Consider the following 14,741-nt stretch of genomic DNA (forward strand, 5'->3'; position numbering starts at 1 on the left):
TCGTCGGGGACCGGGAGACCCAGCAGCGCTACAGATTACCCGGAGCGACCTCTCGGGCAGATACGCTGTCGATGGTCGCTTGTCATTGGTGCGAGCCTGCCGGAATCCGCGCGCTCTGGTCAGGACTGCAAAGCCGCTTTAATCGCCTTGCCGAGTGCTCTGCCCACTGGGGGAGGTGTGGCGTGGCCCACTTGCCGGTACTGCGCGGTCTTCCGACCGGCGAAGGACCACTCAAGCGGGAATCCTTGAAGCATGGCGGCCTGGCGCACGGTGAGCGGCATCATCCCTGCGCGCCCGCGAGACGGATCCCAAACGAAGCCGGGACCGGGCACGTCGTCTGCCACCGTTCCGCCGTCCACGCCCATCCGCGCCCACGCACGCTTGGTACCCGTCGGCCCCAGATCCGCGCCGCCGCGGTTCCAGGAACCCCCGACCAGGGTCGGAGCCGGTCGGTCGGCTTGGGCAGCCCAGGCCGACGCTTGGGCCCAGCCTCGGGTGGCCATGGACGGGCCGAGCACCTCCCCGACCGTCCGGTGGCGCGTGATCGACGCCGTGGGCGGAGCGAACGACCCGAGGCGTCCGTCACTGAAGGCGACCACGACACCCTGTTTCCGATCCTGCGCCACGCCGAAATCGACGGCGTTGAGCACGAACCAGTGGACGTCGTAGCCGAGGTGGACGAGCTCCTCGGTGATGTACTTCCGGATCGGTCCGTAGACCGGCTTCGTGACGAGATCGGGAACATTCTCGAGCAGCAGGGCTCGAGGCCGGACGCCGTGCATGAGCATGATCGTGGCCCTGAGGATTTCCAGCTCGTCGTCCCTTTCGGCGCGGCGCACGGAGGCGGTGGCCTTGACACGGGGAAGGCCTGCCGCCAGCAGGTCCACGTCGTACGTCTGCTGGTAGTCGACCGGGTCGAAATCGAGGAGGTCGAGATCCAGGACGTTCCAGGCGGGCCTGTTCGCACGGAGCGTGTCGCAGGTGACCGTCCTGTTGTCGAGGAGGAGAACCGGGTCGAAGCCCGCCTGTTCCAGACCGAGAGTGAGGCCTCCGGCGCCAGCACACACAGTGACGCTTCGCAGGCGGGTTGTCGTGGTGGTCATCGGTTCTCCGCCGATCTCCCTTCGTCCTGCCACCTCAGTCGGCCGCCACGCCTGGGGTGGTGTCGATGATCGCGACGCCTTCCCGAGAGGAGTCGATCGTGGTGAACCGGAGCACGCGGCCGTCGTTGCTGCGGGCCGAGGCTGGGGCAACGAAGCCGAAGGCCATCACGACCCGGCTGGGATCGAGCGCATCCCCCTCCACAAGGGCGGCTCGGTGCTCGGGCTCGACGATCGGGTACAGGACGATCACGCCGCGCCGCGGGGCGACCAGGTTCTCGACAGCGGTGTCGCCGGAGTCGGGAAGCCCGCCGGCGATGCGCGTGGCCGCCGCGCGGTGCTTGAGGTCGCTGATAGCGCCGAAGAGCGGGTCACGGCGACGGTCACGGGCGAAGTAGGAGTACGTGTGGCCTCCGGCGCCGAGCCTGATCCGTCGTCCCGACTGGGCATGCTGGGGCGCGAGCACGATCCAGTCGTCCACCTGGGCGCTCTCGGTGATCTCCCGCAGATAGTCCAGGTGCGGGGCGAACTGTGACGGAGCCCCCCAGCGCACGGCCGTCACGGTCTCGAGCAGCTCGCGCGCGCTGATGTGTCCCGTGAGAGCCGCGAAACGGTGGGTGGGACCCCGGTCGGAGAAGTGGTAGGCAAGTTGCGTCGGATCAGCGGACAGCGAGTCGAGGACGCGCGTCCATAGGTCAGTGTTGTAGCGGAGGTCAGCGGACTTCTTCGGGTATGCCGTCGGCTCCTGCCATTGACCGGGGGAACGGAGCGTGACGAGACGTGAGTTGTACATCTTGCTCGGGCTGGTCGGCTTCAGCCACGGGATGTGCTGCGAGACCAGGGGTGGCACCTTGTCCGGGGTGATCTGTGGACTCCCGTCGACGATCACCGAGTATTGGGCCAGCTCCGCCCGGAACGCTTCCTCGTCCCGGCAGATCGCCTCGAAGCCTTCGTAAAGGTCTATCTCCTTCTTGCCCGTCGTCTCCTGGCGGCCCAAATAGAGCCGTACCAGGTCGCGGTAGCCCTCGCGGAAGCCGAACCAACGTCCCATCTGCATGAGAGTGGAGGCGTTGCCCGCGCGGCGGCGGAAGTACGAGACGGTCAGTCCTTCGACGGTGAAACCTCGGGACAGCTTCTGCCCGCCGATAAGGATCTTCCAAATGGAGCGCTTGTCGAAGTCCGCCTCACCGGTGGCCAGGTCCTTGTCGCCGTTGACCACGATGATCGGCTTGTCGTCACCGCCGATCCGGATTGCTGCGGGGCCGATGTAGGGCGCGAGTTGCTCAAACGAGGCGGGCACGGCCTGGCCGTCGGCACGGACCGCGGAGACCAGCGCGATGTCGTTGTCGAACAGGTCGCGCAGCCGCTCGCGGCCGGCAGCCCCGAGATAGCCGGCGTTCCACCACAGTCTGGTGACCCGGCCCAACAGCTCTCGATGGTCGTCCTGGCGCACGGATTCGTGGATCAACATGGTGTGGTGCTGGAAGTAGCGATCGCCGAGACCACCCTTGTCCTCGCGGTACAGCTTCATCGCGGCGGTCAGTACGAACATGTCCATGGCGCGCTGGAGGCACGTGTCGTCTTCGTCATCCTCCACCACGATGGAGCGGACGTGCGCCTTCTCGTTGGAGTTCGCGTACGTCCGTTCCTCATCGGACAAGTCGTCGTCGAGGTCGTGGAAGTCGCGGGCTCCCATGTACCCGTCCGGGCGCGGCAGGGAGATGATGAAGTCCTTCGGGAAGATGTCCTCGGTGTCGCTCGGGTCGATGAAGACGTTGGCGAACGGGGTTGCCGTGTAGCCCACGTATTGGGCGCGCGGCAGCATGCGCAGCAACTCCGAGATCTTCTTGTTGATCGCCGTCCGCTCGGAATTCGGCTTGGCCAGGTCGGAAGTGTTCACCGACGCTTCATCGGACTCATCGTCCACGATCAGGACCGGGATCTCGGAGAGCGGCGTCTGGATCTTCCCCAGATCCTTGACCAGTTTGGTCAGCACCTGCTTGTTCTTCTTCACCACCATCAGGCGGGCCGCTGCCCGGTGCAGATTGAGTGGGTCGTACAGCGGACGTCCAGGTTCCTGCTTGTCGGATTCGAGCGCTGCGATGCCCTGCTGGAGGCTCTGGTAGTCGACGTCACGGGTCGTCATCCGATGGATGTCGAAGGCGCCGAGGGAGGAGGGCATTGCGCCGAAGGTGGCGAACTTGCCCTGACTCCAAGCGGGGTCATCGGCGTAGTCGGACTCGAACTCGCTGGCGCCGCGCATGATGTTCTCGCGGCCGACGAGTTCCATGTCCAGCCGGCGCTGGGTCTGCGCCCGCAGCATGTTGAGCGTTCCGCCCAGGACGATCACCAGTCGGTAACCCGCGTCGATCGCCTTGGCGATGACGCCGGCGAAGTTGGCGGTCTTCCCGGACTGCACGTAACCGACCACCAGGCCCTTCGACTGGTACGGCTTGGACGCCGTCGGGTTCGCCAGCCGCTCCACCACACGGTCGGTCGCTTCGTCGAGGCCGGCGACGACGTCCTCGGGCCACCCCTTGTCCACCAGCAGCTTGCGGTACGCGGGCCAGTACCAGGGGCGCCCTTGGAGAGACTGCGGGGTGTACCAGGGAGTGTGCTTTTTGCTGATCACGACCGCACCGGCCGCCTTGGAAACAGGGATGAGGGCATCCAGTCGCTTGCCGGTCTCGTCGCCGAGGCCGAGCAGTGCGTAGACGTCGGCTCGCCGCTCGTCCGTACGCGGGGGGTGTGCCGACCACGCGACGTTCTCGTTGTAGTCCCAGCGAGTGAGCTGCTTACGCCACATCTCGACCAACTGGTCGGTGGAACGTGCGTCGCTGAGCACCGAGAGGAAGTCTGCCTCGGAGGCGTAGGCCATGGCTTCGGGCCCAAGATCCTCGGCCTGGTATTCCAGAGCGCGGACGAGCCGCTTCGGCTTTCCGGAGCTCATGTCGCCGAGTGCGCGGGCATGAAGGTCGAGACGGATGCCGGCTGCTGTGTCGGGGCTGGTCATCGGCGGTTCCTCGGCGGTTGGGGCGGTGTGACGGGGAGGCGAAGGGCGGTTCACGGAAGGCGAAGGCCGGACAGATCCACAGGGGGGTCCGGGGTGGGCGCGAGCCCGGTGACATCGGTTTCATAGCGTATGGCCGAGATCCGGTCGAGCGCGGCGGCAGCCAGAATTGCGGGGGTGAGTCGAGGTACGGACTCGACCGCCAGGACCAGGGCCTCGTCCCGGGGGGTCCAGCGTTCGTCGTCCTCACGCTCGACCGACCACCCGGACCGTTCAAGTGCGGAATCAAGCCGCAGCAGGGCAGCAGGGGCGTGCTCCGTCACGGCGGCGCGTACCGCGTGCACCGACTCGGCGAGCGTGCGACCACCTAGACCACCCCGCGTCAGACGAAGAGAGGCGAACCACAGCGGCCTGTCGGGAGCGGGCTCGAGTTGGCCGAGGCCGTGGACGACATGGCGTCGCCGCTCTGTCGTAGTGGTCTTCACTTCCAGATCGAAGCACCGGAGGGCGAAATCGTGTTCTTCGCCGTATGGACCGGTCCATGCCTCGACGGCGGTCGACCAGCCGTACGACTCGGCGAGCCGAGCAAGCGTCGACAGTTCGCCGAGCAGGCCGATCCGACGTTCCACGCTCACCACCTGCCGGCGGTTGAGCAGCGAAGTCCAGCCGTTCACGGTCTCGGTGAAGGCTCGATCGAGAGAACGGTTCTTCGTGACGATCCGATCGGCCACGGCGAGCAACATGTCGTGGAAGTCGCGCATCAACGCCACTTGGGTGGTCCGTATTCGGGCCATGCGTACCCCCTTCTCCACGGACACCTGATCGATGCGGACCGCAGGCAGCGACGAACGGGGTGGCTGTTGGTTCCGGCCGAGCTCCACGAACAGGGCGATGTCCCTGCCGCCGTCCCCGATCTCGTACGACACGACGGGGTGCCCGTCGTCCGCGGAGAGGCGGTAGCTCGCACCGAGCCCCTCCCCCAGGTAGTGCTCGACGGTCGACCAGGCGAGCGACGATCCGGCACCCGTGTCAGTCATGGTCCGCCATCCGGTTCAGCTCGGCCCGGGCTGCTGAGATCAGCACAGACTGCCACAACTGCAGATTGTCCTTCTCACGGCTGCCGCTGTACTCCTTCTCGAAGACCTGGTGGAGTAGCAGATACATGAGCGATTTGAGAACCGGGGCGTCGTTCAGCCCGCCCCGGCGCCCGCCCAGGATCGCGGCCCGGTAGTGCTGATTGAGGATGATCGTGCGGGACTCCCGGTCGATCTCGAAGAACACGCTGTTGTCGATCTTCTGCCAGAGGACGGCGATCGGCTCCTCGCCGGGAAGGAGCGGCAATTCGTCCTCGATCGCCTCCCGCACGGAGCTCTCGAAGCCCTTTCCCGCTGCGATCACCGGCTTGCGAGTGGTGGCCGTCCGCTTGCGGGCGGCGCGGTACGTAGCGTCGGCGTCGGCCACGTACTGGGCGAAGGCACGCCCGCCGGCGTCCATTGCGGACTCCAGGGCCGTCACGAACTCCGGGGAGGTGTCGACTCCGTCCTTCTTCACCGTCAGGCGGAACACCTCTGAGGCGACCGCATCGTCAGGGAGATCGATGGCGACGCGTGCGAGTGCGAGATGCTGTTCCGGCTGACGAAAGTTGTTCCAGCCACCGGCCTGGACCAGTCGATTGTGCCGGTAGAAGTAGAAGCCCTGTCGGTCGATCCCCGTGCCCACCGCCTTGAACTCGTCGGTGTTCGACTTCGGTGGCCAGATGTGCGCGTTCAGTGTGACGGGTCCAACGGAGGGAACGTCGGCGACGAACTCGCGTGCATAGTCGGCGTGTCCGGTGACCGGGTAGGCGAACGGGTCCAGTGGCTGGACGCCGAAGTTCATGTACTCGGTGCCGGTTGAGACGTCCTCGACGGCGATGGTGATGTTGAAGTCGTCGAGTGCCAGGAAACGGTGCAGGTGTAGTCCGAGATGAAGCCCCAGCTTGTTGATCGTCCGGTGCAGGTACCGATCGGTCTGGCCACCGCCGGTCCGCGGGAAGTTCTTGACCCCATCCCAACGGATAATCGTCCCCTGCCAGACGATCGGACAGTCGTAGTAGCGGTCGATCAGCTGCTGGGCGTACTCCGGCGCGACGATGTCGCACTCGTAGCCGGTGACGGCGCGTTCCATCGTCCACCGGCGCCCGGCCGGGGCCGCGGCCCGCGTGCGACGTACCTTGCTGACGACGGTGACGGCGCTCGCATGGCTGAGCGAGGCGGACTTCAGACCCGTGCCGAACATGCCCAGGGCCCGAGAGTCGTAGTCGCGACGACCGCCGACGGTCATTGCGATGTCCAGCTCCTGCTCGTCCATGCCCTTGCCGTCGTCGACTATGAGCAGGCTGACGAGCCTGTCCCCGTCCCGGAGGAAGTGGATCACGACGTCCTTGGCGCCAGCGTCGATGGAGTTGTCGACCAGGTCGGCGATCGCTGCCTCGAAACCGTAGCCCTGACTGCTGAGGGCCTCCATGTAGCGGGCATCCGGGGGCAGATGCTTGCTACCGGTGGTGGGTACCTCGAACTGCCAGTCAGTCGTCATGTCTCGCCTTGGAATATGCGTGCCGCACTTGATCAGACGACCCTAGTAGACGGCACTGACATCGCCACCGGAGGTAGTGGCCTTTCCCTTGATCGCTACTCCGCCCGGTGGCACTCGCCGTACGTGAGGGGAGACCCGCACCAGCACGGCGCCGTGCGGAGAGGCGGCCACGTCGATGCGCGGCCGCGGGCCGCCAGGGTTGTGGCGTATTGGGGGAGGAGGGCGGGGTTGGCGGGGGTGGAGGATTCGGAGGCCGCGAAGGCTTCGTACGAGGGGACCGTGGCCGGGACGATGCCGAGGTTGGGGGTGCCGGACTGGGCGAGTTCGCGGAGGGAGGCCTCGATGTCGGTGAGGTGGGCGCGGTAGGTGGGGTACTCGGCCTCCAGCTCCGGGTAGGCGGCCAGGAGCTCGTCGAGTTCCGGTTCCGGCCAGTGGAGGACCGCGACGGGGAAGGGGCGGGAGAGGGCCGTGCGGTAGGAGCCTAGTTCGGAGCGGAGGCGGGTGATCTCGGCGCGGAGCTCGGCCGGGTCCGAGGAGCCGAGGGACCACAGGCGCTTCGGGTCGTGCAGTTCGTCCAGCGGGACCTCCGCCGTGTGCAGGCGGTCCGCCAGGGTGTCCCACGAGTCATGGGGGAGGGCCAGCATCCTGCGCACTCGGTGGCGGGATGAGAGGAGAGACTGCAGGGCGTACGAGATGTCCTCCGCCGCGGCCGGTACCAGCATCCCGGCCGCCTCCGTGAACGTCGCCTCCGCCTCCTCCAGCTCGTCGTGGGCCTCCAGCGTCTCCGCGACGATCTCCCACGGCGCCGGCTCCTCCGGGCGGGCCCGCCGGACGCCCGTGATGATCGCCCGGGCCTCCGCCTCATGGCCGTACTCCCACAGGTTCGATGCCTTCAGCGACCTGATCAGGAGGGGGTTCGCCGGGGCCGGGGCGGCGAGCAGCTCGTCGTACAGGGCCGTCGCCCGCTCCCGCTCGCCCGCCAGCTCCAGGTGGGCGGCCGCGCGCAGCAGCAGGGGTTCGCGGTCCTCCGGGTACTGCCCCGCGGTGCGGAGCAGACGCTCGGCTTCGGTGGTGTGGTCGGCAGGCGTGTCGGGGCGCATGTCGACCACCGTACTGCTGTACGGCCCTGGAGAGTTGGCGCCTCAGCGCTTATCGTGCCCGCCGTGCGAGGGAGGATGCGCGGCCGGGTTCCGGTCGTCGTACAGACATCACGGCGCCCGGACAGGGGCCGTGCGCTCCGGGTCGTCGCCGAAGTGCTCGTCACCTGCGGTGTCGTCGTGCTGCTGTTCGTCGTCCACCAGCTCTGGTGGACCAACCAGCAGGCCCACGCCCAGGCCGTCCAGCAAGTACGCAAGCTCGAACGGCAGTGGGGCTCCTCACCTCCGCCGGAAACCCCGGGCTCAGTCCCGTCGTCACCTTCGGCCCCGGCGCCCACGGTCCCCGCCTACGCCGTCCTCCGCATCCCCAGGCTCGGCCTCACCGTCCCCGTCGCCCCCGGCGTCGGCCGCCGCGCCGTCCTCGACCGCGGCTACGCCGGGCACTACCCCGGCACCGGCGCCCCCGGGCGCCCCGGCAACTTCGCCCTCGCCGGGCACCGCAACACCCACGGCGAGCCCTTCCGGTACATCAACCGGCTCCGGCCCGGCGACACCCTCACCGTCCGCACCCGCGACGGGACCTTCACCTACCGCGTCGACCGCGTCCTGCCGGCCACCTCGCCCCGCGACACCGGCGTCATCGCGCCCGTGCCCCGGTCCCTCTACCACCCGGAGTACGGCTACGAGCAGGCCGGCAGTTATCTCACCCTCACCACCTGCACGCCCGAGTTCACCTCCACCTACCGGCTCGTCGTCTGGGCCACGCTCGTCACCACCGCACCCGCCACCGCCAGCGCCGCCGACACCAGCACCGCCACGTCCGGGCCCGCCGTCGCGAGCGCCAGCGCCAGGGCGACGCCCGCCGCCGAGCCGATGTAGCGGGCGGTGTTGTTGGCGCCGGAGCCCATCGCCGCCCGCTCCTGCGGTACGGAGTCCACGGCGAGGCGCGGCAGGGCGGCGTTCAGGAGGCCGCTGCCCACGCCCGCCACCACGAGGCCGGGCAGCAGGCGGAGGACGGAGGCACCCTCCAGCGCGCCGAACAGCGCGAGCACCCCTGCCGCCGACAGGACGAAGCCAAGGACCAGTTGGTACGTGGCCGAGATCCGGCCCGCGAGCCGCCGCACCTGCAGCGCCACCACGAACGCCGTGCCCGACCACAGCAAGAACAGCCACGCCGTCGTCAGCGGCGCCAAGCCCGCGCCGCCGTGCTGGAGCAGCGCCGGCAGCACGCTGAAGAAGCCGATCACGGCAAGGCCCGTGAACAGCGCGCCCGCCGTCGCCGCCCGGAACGCCGGGCGTCCGAACAGCGCCAGGTCGATCATCGGCGCCCGGACGCGCCGCTCGACGCTCACGAAGAGCACGGTCAGCACGGCCGCCGCGAGCAGCAGCAGGCCCACGGAGGGGCGCAGCCAGCCGTCCCGGCCGAGCGTGAGCGCCGTGAGTACGGCCGCCAGGGCCAGGCCCAGGGTCAGCGCGCCCGCGAGGTCCGCCCGGCGGCCGGTCCTCGGCGCGCGCGACTCGGTCAGGGCCCGGACCCCGAACGCGGCCACCACCAGCGTGCCCGCCGCGAGCACTCCGTACGTGAGCCGCCAGGCGGCGAGCCCGCCCGGGCCGCCCAGCTCCCCCAGACCGCTCAGCCCGCCCGCGAGCAGCGGCCCGAGCGCGATCCCCGCGCTCACGAACGCGCCCCACACCCCCGTCGCCCGGATCCTCGCCGCCCCGCCCGGGTGGGCGTGCGCGATCAGGCCGAGGCTCGCGGCGAGCACGGCGGCGCTCGCCGCGCCCTGGGCGATCCGGGCGAGCGTGAAGGTGAGCGTGGAACCGGCCAGCCCGCCCAGCGCGGTGGTGAGGCCGAGGCCGAGGGTGCCGAGCAGGAAGACCCGGCGCCGCCCGTGCGCGTCGGCCAGGCTGCCGGCGACGAGGAGGAGGACGGCGAGGCCGAGCGGGGCGCCGTTGAGCAGCCAGGCCTGCGCGGAGGCCGGCGTCCCGAAGGCCGACGCCATCGCGGGCAGCGTCAGCATCGGCGCCGTGTAGATCATCAGCGTGAGCGCGGTGGCGGCGCTGGTGACGGCGAGGGTCGCGCCGGGGCGGGCGGACCGCTCCCGCGGAGCGAGCCCGGAAGGGGCGCCGCGGGCACTGCGAGCACGGCCGACGTCGGTGGGGGCGTGGGTGGGGGTGGCCTTCGGCATGCCTGGACCTCGGCTTCAGGGGGAAGGGGCGGATTCGCTGGGAGGGCGGATTCACTGGAGGGCGGAGAGTCGGGGTGGTTGGTTCGTTCAATGAACCTTCATGCGGTTCGCTCACCGTACCAGCAAGAGTTCAATGAATGAACCCGCCCGCTACACTTGTCCCCATGGCCCTCGGCAAGGACTACGCGACCCAGCAGTGCTCCATCGCCCGCGCCCTCGAAGTGATCGGCGAGCGCTGGACCCTCCTCGTCGTGCGCGACGCCTTCTACGGCGTGCGCCGCTACAGCGACTTCCTCACCCACCTCGGCGCCCCGCGCGCCGTCCTCGCCGCCCGCCTCCAGGCCCTCGTCGAGGCCGGCGTCCTCGACAAGCGCCGCTACCAGGAGTCCCCGCCGCGCGACGAGTACGTGCTCACCGAGCGCGGCATCGCCCTGTGGCCCGTCCTGCGCTCCCTCGGGCGCTGGGGGCGCGACCTGCCCGAGACCCTCCCCATGCGCCACTTCCACCACGTCGACTGCGGCACCGAACTCGGCGCGTACGGCGAGTGCCCGGTCTGCCGGATCCCCGTCCACCCCGCCGACGTCGAGATGCGGCCCGGCGCCGGACTCGACCCGGACCCCACCGACCCGGTCAGCCGCGCCCTCCTCGGGCCCCGCCGCCTCCTCGTGCCGCTGGAGGTCGGTCCGGCGCCGCGGGAGGTCGGTCCTGCGTAACGGCCGATCCTGTATAACGGCAGTACGGCGAGTCGGACGCTTGCCGAAGCGTGTGCGGAAGGAGGAAGGCATGGCCCGCGGGCCTCTGTTGCGCGTCCTCGCGCCGCTCCTCTTCCTCCTCGCCCTCGCCGACCTGCTGCTCTCCGACGGCGTCGGCGGCGGCGCCGGTGCCGGCCTCTCGGCCGCCTTCGCCGTGGCCGCCGGCGCGTTCGTCTGCGCCCTGATCGGCGGCGGCCGTACGGCGCTTCCCGTACCGCCCACCCGCGTACGCACCGCCCTGCGCGACCGCGCCCGGCGCACCGCCTTCCTGCCCCAACGCGACCCCGACGCCCCCGGGCGCCGCAGGCCCAGGGCACCCGGCCGTCCCCTCCTGACGGCCGCGTAGAGGCGCGAGCAGAGAGGCGCAAGAGGCGCAGCGGGCAGGGCCCCTTCCGGGCCCCGGCCCCGGCCCCCTGCCCGCACTCCGACCCGTACCCCCCTCCACGCGGTTCCGTCCTGCCGAAGCTCCTGATTTCTCCCGGCACGCGACGAGACCCCACGGAGGGCTCCCCATGTCCGTTTTCGCCAGCCTGGTCGAGCAGCTCGCCGACCTGCTCCAGCCGCTGTTCTCCGGCGCCGCCACCGCCGCCGCCATCGTCCTCTTCACGATGGCCGTACGCCTGGCCGTCCACCCCCTCTCCCGGGCCGCCGCGCGCGGCCAGAAGGCCCGCACCAGGCTCGCCCCGCAACTCGCCGAGCTGCGCAAGAAGCACGCCAAGAACCCAGAGCGGCTGCAGAAGGCGATCATGGAGCTGCACGCCGAGGAGAAGGTCTCGCCCTTCGCCGGCTGCCTGCCGAGCCTGCTCCAGGCGCCCGCCTTCTTCCTGATGTACCACCTCTTCTCCAGCGGGCGGATGGCCGGGCACAGCCTGCTCGCCGCGCCGCTCGGCGGGCGCTACACCGACGCCCTCGGCGACGGCGGCGTGTTCGGCCCGGCCGGGCTCGTCTACCTCGCGCTCTTCGCGATCGTCGGCGCCGTCGCCACGTACACCTACCTCCGTACGAAGAAGCAGCAGGCCCTCAACCCGGTCCAGCCGATCGCCGACGACCAGCCCGGCGCCGGCGCCATGGCCGCCATGACCAAGTACCTGCCGCTGCTCTCCTTCGCGACCCTCATCTCGGTCGCCGTCGTGCCGCTGGCCGCCGCGCTCTACATCGTGACCAGCACCACCTGGACCGCCGTCGAGCGCGCCTTCCTCTACCGCGACATGCCCGCGGCGGGAGCCCTGGCGGCGGCCGCCTGAGCCGTCAGGCGCTCGCGGGGTTACCCGTACGTAAGGGTCCAGGGTGTGAACCGGGGCTTGCAGACCGCCCCGAACTCTTGGAGGATCGACCAATCCTCCGATGGCCGCACTCCATCGGCCGGGGTACCCAAGGCCCGCCTCCCCGGGCCACCTCGACCACCTCGACCACCTCGACCCGAGGCTCGACCAGAGGAGAAGAGACATGAAGCTGCTGCGTGTCGGCCCGGCCGGGGCCGAGCGGCCCGCCCTGCTCGACGAGAACGGGACGCTGCGCGACCTGACCGGCGTCGTCGACGACATCGACGGGCGCCTGCTCGCCGACGGCTCCGCGCTCGACCGGATCCGCGCCGCGCTCGGCGCGGGCGTGCTGCCCCCGCTCGACCCGGCCGGGCTGCGGATCGGCCCGCCGGTCGGCCGGATCGGCAAGGTCGTGTGCATCGGGCTCAACTACCACGGGCACGCGGCGGAGGTCGGGGCCGCGATCCCGGCGGAGCCGGTCGTCTTCCTGAAGGCCGCCGACACCGTCGTCGGGCCGGACGACACCGTGCTCGTACCGCGCGGCTCGGTGAAGACCGACTGGGAGGTCGAGCTCGCGGTCGTCATCGGCCGCACCGCCCGCTACCTGGAGACCGACGAGCAGGCGCTGGCGCACGTCGCCGGGTACGCGGTCGCCCACGACGTCTCCGAGCGCGAGTTCCAGATCGAGCGCGGCGGCACCTGGGACAAGGGCAAGAACTGCGAGACCTTCAACCCGCTCGGCCCGTGGCTCGTCACCGCCGACGAGGTCCCGGACCCGCAGGCCCTCGGCCTGCGGCTGTGGGTCAACGGCGAGCTGCGGCAGGACGGCCACACCTCCGACCAGATCTTCCCGGTCGCCCAGGTGGTGCGGTACGTCAGCCGGTTCATGACCCTCCACCCGGGCGACGTCATCAACACCGGCACACCGGCGGGCGTCGCGATGGGGCAGCCCGAGCCCAAGCCGTATCTGCGCGCCGGCGACGTCGTCGAGCTGGAGGTCGACGGCCTTGGGCGGCAGCGGCAGGAGCTGAAGGACGCGTAGCGGTACGAGTCGGGGTGCGGCTCGGGGTGCGGGTGCGGGGCGGGGTGCGGGTCGGTACCGACCCGCACCCGTACGCGCTCCTGCCCGTACGCGCTCCTGCCCGTACGCGCGCCTACTCGGCGCCGTACGCCGCGAGCAGCCGCTCCAGGCCGAGGACGACCAGCGCGTGGTCCTCGGCCTGCGGCAGGCCCGAGACCGTGACCGAGCCGATGACCCCGGCGCCCTCGACGGCGATCGGGAAGGACCCGCCGTGCGCGGCGTAGACGTCCGGGTCGAGCCGCGAGGAGGCCTCGAACGTCGTGCCCTTGGCACGGAAACGGGCGCCGACGAGGAACGAGCTCACGCCGTACCGCTCGACGACCCGCCGCTTCCGGTCGATCCAGGCGTCGTTGTCGGCGCTCGACCCGGGCAACGCGCAGTGGAACAGCTGCTGCGCCCCGCGCCGTACGTCGATCGCGACCGGCGCGCGCCGCTCCCTCGCCAGCTCGGCCAGGATCGTGCCGAGCGTCCAGGCGTCCTCGTACGTGAAACGGGGCAGGACCAGTGCCGCCTCCTGCGCCGTCAGCTCCTCCACACTGGTCACAGGGTCACCGCCACGCCCTCGCGGGCGGACTTCTTCGCCGCCTCCAGGACGTCGAGCGCGGCGGCTGCCTCGTGGGCCGTCACCGGGTTCGCGCCGGTGCCGCGCAGGGCGGCGGCGACGGCCGCGTAGTACGCGGGATAGTCACCCGGCAGGGTCTCGACGGGGGCGCCGCCGCCGGTGAGCGGGGACTCTCCGGCGCCGAGCCGGCCCCACAGCGCCTCGGGTTCGAGGCCCCACGGGGCGTCGGGCCCGGGCCGCAGGCCCTCGCGGAGCGCCGCCTCCTGCGGGTCGAGGCCGTACTTCACGTAACCCGCCTTCTGGCCGAGTACGCGGAAGCGGGGGCCGAGCTGGGCGGTGGTGGCGCTCATCCAGAGGTGCGAGTGCACGCCGTTGGCGTGGGTGATCGCGATGAAGGTGTCGTCGTCGGCCTGGGCGCCGGGGCGGCGCACGTCGGACTCGGCGTACACGCGGACGGCCGGGCCGAAGAGGACCAGGGCCTGGTCGACGACGTGGCTGCCGAGGTCGTACAGCAGCCCGCCGATCTCCTCGGGCGCGCCGGACTCGCGCCAGCCGCCCTTGAGCTGGGGACGCCACCGCTCGAAGCGGGACTCGAAGCGCTGGATCTCGCCGAGGGGGCTTGTGCCGTCGGCGAGCAGGGCCTGGATGGTGCGGAAGTCGTTGTCCCAGCGGCGGTTCTGGAAGACGGAGAGCAGCAGCCCGCGCTCGTCGGCGAGCGCGGCGAGGGTGCGCGCCTCGGCGGCGGTGGCGGCGAGCGGCTTGTCGACGACCACCGGCAGACCGGCCTCCAGGGCGGCGGTGGCGACCGGGACGTGGGTCTTGTTGGGGGAGGCGACCACGACGAGGTCGAGGTCCTCCGCCCGGGAGATCAGCTCGTCCGGGGAGGCCACGACCCGCACGCCGGGGTGCTCGGCGCGGGCCTGGGCGGCACGCTCGGGGTTGCCGGTGGTGACCGTGTCGAGGACGAGGTCGGGGGAGGTGGCGATCAGCGGGGCGTGGAAGACCGAGCCGGCCAGGCCGTAGCCGACGAGGCCGACGCGGAGTGGGGTGCGGGGGGAACGCGGGGCGGGGGAGCTCATGGAATCCACTTTGGCAACGCTGTTGCCGAAGTGCA

12 protein-coding genes and 1 pseudogene are annotated in these 14,741 nt (G+C 70.5%); 5 read left to right on the forward strand and 8 right to left on the reverse strand.

Features of this window, described 5'->3' with window-relative positions; genetic code table 11:
* Positions 1 to 119: 119 nt before the first annotated feature.
* From AB0C73_RS15635 to AB0C73_RS15655, 5 genes are all read right to left on the reverse strand, one after another.
* Positions 120 to 1,103, reverse strand: a complete 984-nt coding sequence (locus AB0C73_RS15635) for a DNA cytosine methyltransferase (RefSeq protein WP_362529575.1) — start codon at positions 1,101 to 1,103, stop codon at positions 120 to 122.
* 34 nt (positions 1,104 to 1,137) lie between these two features.
* Positions 1,138 to 4,113 carry a Z1 domain-containing protein gene (locus tag AB0C73_RS15640; protein ID WP_362529577.1) on the reverse strand — a complete coding sequence of 992 codons (2,976 nt, stop codon included), beginning with the start codon at positions 4,111 to 4,113 and terminating at the stop codon, positions 1,138 to 1,140.
* A gap of 50 nt (positions 4,114 to 4,163) precedes the next feature.
* Positions 4,164 to 5,147: a PD-(D/E)XK motif protein gene (locus AB0C73_RS15645; protein WP_362529580.1), complete on the reverse strand. Its 984-nt coding sequence runs from the start codon at positions 5,145 to 5,147 to the stop codon at positions 4,164 to 4,166.
* The gene (locus tag AB0C73_RS15650; RefSeq protein ID WP_362529582.1) at positions 5,140 to 6,684 is read right to left on the reverse strand and encodes an ATP-binding protein; all 1,545 of its coding nucleotides are present in this window, start codon (positions 6,682 to 6,684) and stop codon (positions 5,140 to 5,142) included. The genes AB0C73_RS15645 and AB0C73_RS15650 overlap by 8 nt, the downstream gene beginning before the upstream one ends.
* A 95-nt stretch (positions 6,685 to 6,779) precedes the next feature.
* Positions 6,780 to 7,784, reverse strand: coding sequence for an SEC-C domain-containing protein (locus AB0C73_RS15655; protein WP_362529584.1), 1,005 nt, complete (start codon positions 7,782 to 7,784; stop codon positions 6,780 to 6,782).
* 75 nt (positions 7,785 to 7,859) lie between these two features.
* On the opposite strand from AB0C73_RS15655, the pseudogene AB0C73_RS15660 reads away from it, so the two are divergent.
* Positions 7,860 to 8,552: pseudogene (locus tag AB0C73_RS15660) on the forward strand (class E sortase); the annotation flags it as partial.
* Here AB0C73_RS15660 and AB0C73_RS15665 read toward each other — a convergent pair.
* Positions 8,522 to 9,970: an MFS transporter gene (locus tag AB0C73_RS15665; RefSeq protein ID WP_362529587.1), complete on the reverse strand. Its 1,449-nt coding sequence runs from the start codon at positions 9,968 to 9,970 to the stop codon at positions 8,522 to 8,524. The pseudogene AB0C73_RS15660 and the gene AB0C73_RS15665 overlap by 31 nt on opposite strands.
* 164 nt (positions 9,971 to 10,134) lie before the next feature.
* Here AB0C73_RS15665 and AB0C73_RS15670 point away from each other — a divergent pair, with 164 nt between their 5' ends.
* The 4 genes from AB0C73_RS15670 to AB0C73_RS15685 all read left to right on the forward strand — a co-directional run bounded on the left by AB0C73_RS15670 (position 10,135) and on the right by AB0C73_RS15685 (position 13,026).
* Positions 10,135 to 10,683, forward strand: a complete 549-nt coding sequence (locus tag AB0C73_RS15670; RefSeq protein WP_362529589.1) for a helix-turn-helix domain-containing protein — start codon at positions 10,135 to 10,137, stop codon at positions 10,681 to 10,683.
* Positions 10,684 to 10,753: 70 nt separating this feature from the next.
* Complete coding sequence (locus tag AB0C73_RS15675) at positions 10,754 to 11,068, forward strand: DUF6412 domain-containing protein (RefSeq protein ID WP_362529591.1); 315 nt, start codon at positions 10,754 to 10,756, stop codon at positions 11,066 to 11,068.
* A 166-nt stretch (positions 11,069 to 11,234) separates the two neighbouring features.
* A complete protein-coding gene (locus tag AB0C73_RS15680) occupies positions 11,235 to 11,966 on the forward strand; it encodes a YidC/Oxa1 family membrane protein insertase (RefSeq protein WP_362529593.1) in 732 nt (243 codons plus the stop codon).
* 202 nt (positions 11,967 to 12,168) lie between these two features.
* A complete protein-coding gene (locus AB0C73_RS15685) occupies positions 12,169 to 13,026 on the forward strand; it encodes a fumarylacetoacetate hydrolase family protein (protein WP_362529595.1) in 858 nt (285 codons plus the stop codon).
* 112 nt (positions 13,027 to 13,138) lie between these two features.
* On the opposite strand, the gene AB0C73_RS15690 is transcribed toward AB0C73_RS15685, so the two are convergent.
* The gene (locus tag AB0C73_RS15690) at positions 13,139 to 13,609 is read right to left on the reverse strand and encodes a heme-degrading domain-containing protein (protein WP_362529597.1); all 471 of its coding nucleotides are present in this window, start codon (positions 13,607 to 13,609) and stop codon (positions 13,139 to 13,141) included.
* The gene (locus tag AB0C73_RS15695; RefSeq protein ID WP_362529600.1) at positions 13,606 to 14,706 is read right to left on the reverse strand and encodes a Gfo/Idh/MocA family oxidoreductase; all 1,101 of its coding nucleotides are present in this window, start codon (positions 14,704 to 14,706) and stop codon (positions 13,606 to 13,608) included. The genes AB0C73_RS15690 and AB0C73_RS15695 overlap by 4 nt, the downstream gene beginning before the upstream one ends.
* Positions 14,707 to 14,741: the final 35 nt, after the last annotated feature.

Source organism: Streptomyces sp. NPDC048623 (assembly GCF_040650755.1).
Lineage (GTDB): Bacteria > Actinomycetota > Actinomycetes > Streptomycetales > Streptomycetaceae > Streptomyces.